Below are 9,531 nucleotides of genomic sequence, written 5' to 3'. Positions count from 1 at the left end.
GGCAACGACACCGAGCGTTCATTCTGGGTCCGCGCGCTCGAGCGCGGCGAAATCCGCGACAACGATCTCGACCACGCCATCGGGCTGATGACCAAGCACCGTGCGCTGGAGGATACGCTGAGCCGCGCGCAGCATTATGGCGCGATGGCCGTCGATGCGCTGGCGCTGTTTCCGGCGTCGGCGATGAAGTCGGCGCTGGAGCAGGTGGTGGCGTTCTGCCTCGCGCGCTCGCATTGAGCCGGGCATGACGGGCGCGAGCTTCCCGCTGTTTCTTGTGGCGGTCCTGGTGATCGCGGCGGTGCCGGGGCCGGGCATCTTCTATGTCGCGGCGAGAACACTCGCCGGCGGGAAGGCCGACGGCCTCGCCTCGACCGCCGGCACCGCGCTCGGCGGGCTGGTGCATGTGATGGCAGGCGCGATCGGCGTGTCGGCGCTGATCCTGGCGAGCGCCGAGCTGTTCACCGCGTTGAAGTTTCTCGGCGCGATCTATCTGGTCTGGCTTGGCATCAGGACGTTTCGAGAAGCGGACCATCTCTTGCGGATCAAGGCCGATGCGGCTGGCGCGCGCCGTTCGTTCGGCGAAGGCGTCCTGGTCGAGGCGCTCAATCCCAAGACCGCCGCGTTCTTCCTCGCCTTCATCCCGCAATTCATCGATCCGGCCACCGCCAATCCGGCGCTGCCATTCGTCGCACTCGGCCTGATCTCGGTGCTGCTCAACACCTCGGCCGACGTCATCGTGGTGCTGCTCGCCCAGGCGACGCGCACGCAGCTCGAAAGCCGGCCGCATCTGGTGCGGCGGATGCGACAGGGCTCGGGGATTTTCATCGCCGGTCTCGGCGTCTCGCTGGCGCTGGCGCGCCGGCCAGTGAGCAGTTAGTTAGCTCAGCGTGCCCGCATGCACCCACCAATCGGGGTGCGCGTGGCTGATCACCGCGGCGGCGGCTTGCGCATGGGCCGGGTCGGCGAAGATGGCAAAGCACGTCGCGCCGGACCCGCTCATCCGCGCCAGCCGCACGCCATCGGCGGCCGCCAATGTCGCAATCGCCTCGGCGATGACGGGCTGGATCCTGATGGCGGGCCGCTGCAGGTCGTTGCCGACGTGCGCCAGCGCCTTGACCCAGTCCGCAATGGCAGCGCCCGCCTTGGGCCAGGCCGGCGCCTCGATCACATCGGCGGCGCCGACCAGGAGCTCGCCGTTGCGTAAGCCCAGGGCCTTGAAGACGTCCGTGGTCGCAACGGGAACGCGCGGGTTGACCAGCACCGACGGCAATTCCGGCAGATCGAGCGGCAGCAGCACCTCGCCGACGCCGGTCATGTCGCAGGGCTTCGAGGCGAGGCACACAGGCACGTCCGCACCGGTCTTGAGCGCGACATCCTGGATGCGGGCATCGTCGAGCGACAGACCATTGAGCCGCGCCAGCAGCCGAAGCGCCGCGGCGGCGTCCGCTGAGCCGCCGCCGATGCCGGCCGCCACCGGCAGCACCTTCTCCAGGGTGAATTCGCCGAGCTTCAGATCGGACACGCGCTCAGCCAGCAGGTTGGCCGCCTTCAGCACGAGATTGTCGGCGGTCTCGCCACAGGCGCTCGCCAGCGGCCCGACGGTCTTCAGCGCCAGATGCGGACCGGGCGCGAGCGTCAGGCGGTCGGCGCAATCGCAGAACGCCACCACGCTTTCGAGATCATGATAGCCGTCGACACGGCGGCCGACCACGCGCAGCGAGAGATTGACCTTGGCGCGGCCCAGTTCGGTCAGCGTCCCCTCGGGCGCGACGGAGCCGACATTCGCATCAATCTCTTCGCCGGCCGTCATCGCGACTATCGCATCCAAAGCAGCGCTCGAAAAACGAACATGTCTCTAGCGCGCCGGCTTCGCCCTCTGCAAGCGCGTCGCGCTTGCAGTCGGGTGTCGAACCGGCAGGGCCAAGATACCGGCGAAGGACGAGGCTAGCCGCCCTTGCCGTCGTCCTTTTTCTTGTCGGCGGCATCCTGCTCTGGCGGCGGCGCCTTGTCGGCGGAAGCTGCGGCGGCCGGCGGAGCGTCGCCGGGCAGTCCGTTCGCGATCTTGGCCTCGATCTTGGGCAGATCCTCCGGCTCGGGCTTGAGGTCGCGGGCGTGGGCCCACTGGAACTTGGCCTCCAGCGTGCGGCCGACATGCCAATAGGCATCGCCGAGGTGGTCGTTGATGGTCGGATCCTCGGGCTTGAGGTCGACGGCGCGCTCGAGATTCTTCACCGCCTCGTCATAGTTGCCGATGCGGTAAAAGGCCCAGCCGAGCGAATCGACGATGTAGCCGTCGTCGGGGCGCTGCTCGACGGCGCGCTTGATCATCTTCATGCCCTCGTCGAGATTGGTGCCCTGGTCGATCCAGGAATAGCCGAGATAGTTGAGTACATGCGGCTGGTCGGGCTGCAGCTCGAGCGCCTTGCGCATGTCGGCTTCGGCCTTGGGCCACTGCTTGGAGCGCTCCTCGCAGATGCCGCGATAGTAGTAATAGACCGTGTTGCCCTTGTCGGCTGCATCGGGCAGCGCGTCGATGGCCTGCGAATAGGTCCCGACGCAGTCGGCGAACTTCTTGCGGCCGCGCTCGATGTTGCCGAGCGCCATGATCGCCTCGAGGTCCTTCGGATCGGCCGAGATCACCTCTTTCAATATCTTGATCGCCTCCTCGCTGCGGTCGGAGGCGTCGAGATCGGTCGCGAGCTGGATCTGCGCGTTGCGCTTCAGCGGCGAGGCCGCCGGCACCCGCTCATAGACCTTGATCGCCATCGCCGGCCGCTTCACGGAATCGTAGAGGTCGGCGAGCGACAGCAACGCCAGCGGATGGTTCGGCTGCAGATAGAGCGCAAGCTGCAGGTAGACCAGCGCGAGATCCTCGCCGCCGCGGCGGATCAGGGTGGCGCCGATGCCGTAGAGCGCTTCGGCCGCGCCGGCCTGCGGCGAATCGACCAGCGGCGGCAGCTTCTTGCCCTCCTTGGTCTCGCGAATGCCGAGCTGAACCAGCGGATGACGCGCCAGCTTCTTGTCGAACGCATCGTAGACCGCGGTCGCCGCCGCGTTGTCCTTGTTGCGGGTCAGCCAGTGCGCGTAGCCCTCGACGACGCGAAGCATCGGGGAATCGTCGACCTTGTAGGCCCGCTCGAAGCGAACGCCTGCCTCCTTCTCCTTGCCCGCCAGGTCGAGGATCGTGCCGGCGTGCAGCTCCTTGAAGATCGGATACCATTCGGGCCCGGTGAGCTTGTCGATGTTGGCGACGGCGGCCTTGGCGTCGCCGGTGCCGTAGATCGCCCAGGCCGACAGCAAGGTCGCCACCAGATCGGTGATCGGGCCGCGCACCGACTGGTTGATGTTCAATTGTGCGGCGGCATATTTCTTCTGCTTCAAGTCGCGCACGCCGACCACGAGGCGGGCGACGCGGTTGTTCTTGTCGTTGGCGAGAACCCGGTCGGCGAGCTTGACGGCTTCGTCGATGTCGCCCTCGGCGACCGACGAAATGAAGGCGCGGTCGAGCAGTTCGTTGTTTCTGGGATCGGTGCGCAGCGCCGAGCGATAGAAGGCGGCGGCCGACGACGCGTCGCGCTCGACGCCGGCATGGCGGGCGGCGAGGTAGCTGCCGGCGGTGGTCAGCGACTTCATGTCGAGCTTGTTGGGGAATTGCGCGGTGCTCTCGCTCGGATGGTCGGGCGTCTGCGCCAGGATGGTCGGCGGCACGAGCAGCGCGGCAAACGTGCACAACGCAACGGTCCAGCGGGCGCAACGAATAAGAAGCATCAGGATCGCCTTTTGCTTGTTCAGTGGAATTACGGGTCGTCTCGAACGCGAACCCAACCGGCGGCATCAAGGCATGTGACAATGCCGTGTTTGGGAACCAACCGCAAGGATAGGACGTGACAATTCGTCGGCTGGAACGCCCTGCCGGCCGCTCCGCCCTTCCTCACAACGCTCCTACTATGGCGGTATCGTGACGGCGGCACCCCGGCGGCTCACGCAGACGTGCATTACATCGCCTCGTAGTTGGGCCCGCCGCCGCCTTCGGGAGGAACCCAGGTGATGTTTCCGTTCGGATCCTTGACGTCGCAGGTCTTGCAGTGGACGCAGTTCTGGGCGTTGATCTGGAAACGCGGGCCTGCGCCCTCCTCGACCCATTCATAGACGCCGGCCGGACAATAGCGATTGGAGGGCCCGGCGAACACGTCGTGCTCGCTGCTCTTCTGCAGGTTCATGTCAGCGACCTTCAGATGAACCGGCTGGTCTTCCTCATGGTTGGTGTTGGACAGGAACACCGAGGACAATTTGTCGAAGGTGAGCTTGCCGTCCGGCTTCGGGTAGGCGACCGGCGTATGCGTGCTGGCCGGATCGAGCGTGCTGCGATCGAGCTTGGCATGCGACTGCGTGCCGAACAGGGAGAAGCCGAGTGTATTGCACCACATATCGAAGCCGCCGAGCGCGACGCCGAACACCGTGCCGAATTTCGACCACAGCGGCTTGACGTTGCGGACAGGATAGAGGTCCTTGCCGACCGGCGAGTCGCGCCAGGCATTCTCGTAATCGACGAGTTCGTCATTGGCGCGGCCTGCGGCGAGCGCCGCATTGACATGCTCGGCCGCGAGCATGCCGCTGCCGATCGCGTTGTGCACGCCCTTGATGCGCGGCACGTTGACGAACCCTGCCGCGCAGCCGATCAGCGCGCCGCCGGCAAAGGAGAGCCGCGGCACCGACTGGTAGCCCCCCTCGGTGATGGCGCGCGCGCCATAGGCGAGCCGCTTCGCGCTCTCGAACAGCGGCCTGATCGCGGGATGGGTCTTGAAGCGCTGGAACTCCTCGAACGGCGACAAATAGGGATCGTCATAGTTGAGATGCACGACGAAACCGATCGCGACGAGATTGTCGTCGTAGTGATAGAGGAAGGAGCCGCCGCCGGTCTTGGCGTCGAGCGGCCAGCCGAACGAATGCTGGATCAGCCCCTTCTGATGTTTCGCGGGATCGACCTGCCAGACTTCTTTCAGGCCGATGCCGAATTTCGCCGGCTCGGCGTTGGCGTCGAGCGAATATTTCGCGATCAATTGCTTGGTCAGGCTGCCGCGCGCGCCCTCGGCGAACAGCGTGTACTTGCCGCACAATTCCATGCCGCGGGTGAAGGACGCCTTGTGCGAGCCGTCCTTGGCGATGCCCATGTCGCCGGTGGCGATGCCGCGCACCGCGCCATTGTCGTCATAGAGCACCTCGACCGCCGCGAAGCCCGGATAGATCTCGACGCCGAGCGCTTCCGCCTTGCGCGCGAGGTAGCGGCAAAGCTGGCCGAGCGAGCCGATGTAGCAATGATGGTTGTACATCAGCGGCGGCATGATGAAGTTCGGCAATCGGATCGCGCCCGCCGCCGTCATCCAGAAGAACTTGTCGGTCTCGACCTTGGTCTTCAGCGGACAGTCGGGGTCATCGCGCCAGTCCGGCAGCAGCCTGTCGAGCCCGGCCGGATCGATCACCGCGCCCGACAGGATATGCGCACCGACCTCGGAGCCCTTCTCCACCACGACGACGTTCAGATCGGCATTGAGCTCCTTGAGCCGGATCGCGGCCGAAAGGCCGGACGGACCGGCACCGACGATCACGACGTCGAATTCCATGGACTCGCGCGGCGGTAGCTCTTCTGCACTCATGATTGATCTCAGCCCGGTTGAGACGGCGTTTCCCTAAACCAACATGACGTCCCTTGTTTCCGATTTTTGCCGGCAGGACAACCGGGAAAGGGCCCTGAGAGATGGTTTCGCTTTGGCGCAATGCGGCGTAAACAGACATCATGGCACCCGTCGCGCCCGATCCCGCCCCTGATGTCCGGCAGTTGCTGGCCTTCTATCTCGAGGCCGGCGTCGACTGCGCGCTGTCGGAGGAGCCGGTCAACCGGCTGGCCGATCCCGATATCGCCGCGCCTGTCGCGCGCACGGAGCCGACGCCGCGGCCGCCGCCCCGGGAGATGCCCGCTGCGCCGCCGATCCTGCGTGGCGACGCGCCGCCCGCGCCGGACGAAGCGATCGCGTCCGCGCGCGAGGCCGCGCGCACCGCGCCGACCTTGGCGGCGCTACGGGCGCTGTTGGAAAAGTTCGACGGCTGCGCGCTGCGGGCCACGGCGACGCGGCTGGTGTTCGCCGATGGCAACCCGGAAGCGCGGGTGATGTTCGTCGGCGAGGCGCCGGGTCGCGATGAGGACATCGAGGGGCTGCCGTTCGTCGGACGCTCGGGCAAGCTGCTCGACCGCATGATCGCGGCGATCGGCCTCGACCGGAAGAGCGCCTATATCGCCAATGTCATTCCCTGGCGGCCGCCCGGCAACCGGACGCCGACGCCGCAGGAGACGCAGATCTGCCTGCCCTTCATCAGGCGGCAGATCGAATTGGTCGATCCCGACGTGCTGGTGACGCTCGGCAATCCGTCGACGCAGGCGCTGCTGTCGACGAGCGAGGGCATCATGCGCTCGCGCGGCAAATGGCGCGACTACGACACCGGCACGCGCGTGATCCGCGCGCTGCCGACCTTCCATCCGGCCTATCTGCTGCGCTCGCCGTCTTACAAGCGGATGTCCTGGCTGGACCTGCGCGCGGTCGCGAAAGCGCTCGGAACGGCTAGAGCGCTTTCCACTTAGGTTGACCATTCAATCTTGAGCACCGTGCGCGGAAAGCGCTCTGGATTCCATGTTTGTCGCATTTCCTTTCGGAAAACCGGCGTCGACTTTTCCGGGAAATGCTCTGACGCGACGGCTCACGGCGCTTTCGGCCGCAAAATCGCCCAGCCGATCCGCAACAGCGGCTGGCGGCCATTCACCAGCCATTCGAAGGCGCGTGGCACTTCGGGCACGATGCCTGGAAATCGCTGCGCGATCTCGGGCGGCGGCGTGCCGACCGTATCGGCGGCGCGCCAGACCACGACGCCGCCGGTCTGGCCGAACTTTGCCGGCGTCAGCCACGGCGCATCCTGTGGCGTTGCGTCGAGCAGAAGATGGGGCCGCCCGGCATGCAACGAGATCAGGCGCGCGATCTCCGGGTCGCCGGCCACCGCCCGCAGCCGCTGATTGGTGCGGCGCTCGAAACTGTCGTAAAAGAAATCGGCGACCGAGCGCGCGGGATAGGAGGTTGCGATCTCTGACGCGCCGATCCAGGGCTGCAACAGCGTGCCGCCGACGACGGCCAGCACGGGCGCGGCGATGGCGGCGGCCCAGGCCGTGCGCAGTACCCGCTGGCGCCGCAACTGCACGAGGTCGCCGGTTGCGACGATCGCGGCAAGCCCGCACATCGACAGCGCAATGCCGTCTCCGCCGACGATGCGATCGAAGCCGAGCAGGCCTGAGATCAGGCTACCTGCGATCGCCGGCGCGAGGGCGAAGAAATACACGAAGTCGCGCGCCAGCCGGTCGACGGGCGGCCGATAGATGATCGGAGCATCCTCCGGCACACGCGCGAACCAGGCCGAATCGAGCGCGATCAGCAGCACGAGGCCGGACATCGCCAGCGCGAGCCGCGTGACGAGCCACACCCAGTGCAGCGCCCGCTGGCTCAACTCGGACAGCGCCGGGAAAGCCGGCAGCCCCAGCGCGTCGGCACGGACCAGCCAGATCAGATAGGGCAGCGCCAGCACGACGAGGACGAGCAGCGCGAACAGCGGATCGAACGACCGGAGCATGCGCCGCCCGGGCTCGGCGGCGACGGCAAAGACCACAAGCAGCAGCAGAAGGCCGATGGCGGCCGAGGTCGTCAGCAGCAAGAGCCCCGCCTCGATCGACCAGGCGAACCATGCGTTGCGGCGATTGAGGCCGATCAATTGCCAGGAATGCCACAACAGCAGCGCCCAGAGCGGCCGCGCCAGGACCAGCGGACCGAATTCCAGCCCGGGCGAGCTGTACGCCGTCACCGTCATGGTCAGCAGCACGGCCAGCACCGCCTGATGCGGGCCGACGATGGCGCGGGACAGGAAATAGACCGTCCAGAACGTCGCGACTGCGCAGAGCTCGGCCAGCAGATAGACGCCGAACAGATGATTGCCGGCGACGCGATAGGCGATGTCGGCGACCCAGAACGCGAGCGGCGGTCCGAGAGGGGTGCCGACCTGATATTCCCGGCCATAGGCGAGCACGGTGGCAACGTCGCCGGGCGGGCTCGCATAGAAGAAGAGCGCGACCGTCAGCCAGATCGCCGCTTGCGCCAGCACCACGATCCACACCACCAGCCGCGGCCGGGCCCGGATCAGTTCGATTACCAGGGAGGTGAAGCGCATGAAAGGTCCGAAAGCCCGGCCATGGTTGCGAGCCGGCCGCCATCAATCCCCAAACGGCCGAATAGGCCTGCCCCCGCCGACAGGCAATTGTAGGACAACTAAGGTTGAATCGAGACCGAAACGTCGGTCTCGACCTCTGTCTCCACCGCGAACAGGTCCACCTCGCGCTTGACGGTCCACGGCTGGTGCTTCTCGCGCGCGGCGACGACGGGCGCAAAGAAGCTGCGGTGATGCACCGACGGTCCCAAACGGTCCAACGCTTCCAGATGCTCGGGCACGCTGTAACCCTTGTGGGATTCGAAGCCGTAGCCTGGGCAGTCCTGCGCCAGCGCGCACATCAGACGGTCGCGCGTCACCTTGGCGATGATCGAGGCCGCCGCGATCGACATGACGATACCGTCACCGCCGATCACGGCCTCGCAGTCGCAAGGCACATCGATCCGATCGCGGCCGTCGACGAAGACGTGTCTCGGCATCTCCGGCAGCGCGCGCACCGCGCGCTGCAGCGCCCAGAGCGAGGCGCGCAGGATGTTGTCGCGATCAATCCGCGCCGGCGAGGCCACCGCCACCGCGAACCAGGAGGTCGCGCAGATCTTGTCGAACAGCGCCTCGCGCTGCTCGGCCGTCAGCCGCTTGGAATCGTCGATCCCCTTCGGGATCCGCTGCGGGTCGAGCACGACGGCCGCGGCCACCACCGGCCCGGCGAGCGGGCCGCGCCCAGCCTCGTCGCAGCCCGCAATCGGCCACACGCCGCGCTTGATCAGCGCCCGCTCCCGCCGAAAGCTCGGCGGGGCGATCGCGATCACGCCTTTCGGCAGCGGCTTCGCGGTGTCTTGCTTGGCCGCCTCTGGCTTGGTTGCACCCGGCTTCGTAGCGCGCGGTCGCGTGGACTTGTCCCGACTCATGCCAGGAAAGTGCAGAAGGATCGCAGGCCGCGCAACCCGGAACCGACGCGCGGCGATTCGCTTTCACCGCTCTCAACAGGAAATCGGCGGCCCGAGTACGTTAGAGCGCTTTCTGTCGCATTTCCTTCCGGAAAAACCGGGGTCCGCTTTTCCGGGAAATGTTCTAGTCCGGCAAATGCACGCGGCGGTCGTCACCGACCTCGATATGGGGCGCGACCACGACCTCCCAGGGATGACCATCCGGGTCGGCGAAATAGCCGGAATAGCCGCCATAGTCGGTTTGATGCGCCGGCCTCAACAGCTCCGCGCCCTTCGACACGGCGAAATCCAGCACAATGTCGACCTCCTCGGACGACCGGCAGTTCCA

General features: G+C 66.5%; 8 protein-coding genes and 1 pseudogene. 3 read left to right on the top strand and 6 right to left on the bottom strand.

From position 1 onward, the window contains the following. Both JOY90_RS31460 and JOY90_RS31455 read left to right on the top strand, forming a co-directional pair. A pseudogene (locus JOY90_RS31460) lies at window positions 1-237 on the top strand (polyprenyl synthetase family protein); the annotation flags it as partial. A 7-nt stretch (window positions 238-244) separates the two neighbouring features. Further along, window positions 245-877: a LysE family translocator gene (locus JOY90_RS31455; RefSeq protein ID WP_291694987.1), complete on the top strand. Its 633-nt coding sequence runs from the start codon at window positions 245-247 to the stop codon at window positions 875-877. On the opposite strand, the gene JOY90_RS31450 is transcribed toward JOY90_RS31455, so the two are convergent. The 3 genes from JOY90_RS31450 to JOY90_RS31440 all read right to left on the bottom strand — a co-directional run bounded on the left by JOY90_RS31450 (window position 878) and on the right by JOY90_RS31440 (window position 5,654). Next, entirely contained in the window at window positions 878-1,810 is a 933-nt protein-coding gene (locus tag JOY90_RS31450; protein WP_291694986.1) for a 4-(cytidine 5'-diphospho)-2-C-methyl-D-erythritol kinase, read from the bottom strand. A gap of 134 nt (window positions 1,811-1,944) precedes the next feature. Beyond that, window positions 1,945-3,768 (bottom strand): tetratricopeptide repeat protein, encoded by a 1,824-nt coding sequence (locus tag JOY90_RS31445; protein WP_291694985.1) that lies wholly within the window; start codon window positions 3,766-3,768, stop codon window positions 1,945-1,947. A 227-nt stretch (window positions 3,769-3,995) separates the two neighbouring features. Further along, window positions 3,996-5,654, bottom strand: a complete 1,659-nt coding sequence (locus tag JOY90_RS31440; protein ID WP_291694984.1) for an electron transfer flavoprotein-ubiquinone oxidoreductase — start codon at window positions 5,652-5,654, stop codon at window positions 3,996-3,998. Window positions 5,655-5,794: 140 nt separating this feature from the next. Between JOY90_RS31440 and JOY90_RS31435 the strand changes: the two genes are divergently transcribed. Then, the gene (locus JOY90_RS31435) at window positions 5,795-6,634 is read left to right on the top strand and encodes a uracil-DNA glycosylase (RefSeq protein WP_291694983.1); all 840 of its coding nucleotides are present in this window, start codon (window positions 5,795-5,797) and stop codon (window positions 6,632-6,634) included. A 116-nt stretch (window positions 6,635-6,750) separates the two neighbouring features. Here JOY90_RS31435 and JOY90_RS31430 read toward each other — a convergent pair whose 3' ends face one another. From JOY90_RS31430 to JOY90_RS31420, 3 genes are all read right to left on the bottom strand, one after another. Beyond that, a complete protein-coding gene (locus tag JOY90_RS31430; RefSeq protein ID WP_291694982.1) occupies window positions 6,751-8,259 on the bottom strand; it encodes a glycosyltransferase family 39 protein in 1,509 nt (502 codons plus the stop codon). A 98-nt stretch (window positions 8,260-8,357) separates the two neighbouring features. Continuing rightward, window positions 8,358-9,164: a ribonuclease HII gene (locus JOY90_RS31425; protein WP_291694981.1), complete on the bottom strand. Its 807-nt coding sequence runs from the start codon at window positions 9,162-9,164 to the stop codon at window positions 8,358-8,360. Window positions 9,165-9,327: 163 nt separating this feature from the next. Further along, window positions 9,328-9,531: VOC family protein (locus tag JOY90_RS31420; RefSeq protein ID WP_367277016.1), on the bottom strand; the 204-nt coding region annotated here is incomplete at its 5' end.

Origin of the sequence: Bradyrhizobium sp. (assembly GCF_019242285.1) — a bacterium.
Taxonomy (GTDB): domain Bacteria; phylum Pseudomonadota; class Alphaproteobacteria; order Rhizobiales; family Xanthobacteraceae; genus Bradyrhizobium.
The sequence above is the reverse complement of the archived record's forward strand: the minus strand, read 5'-3'. Positions and strand labels throughout refer to the sequence as shown.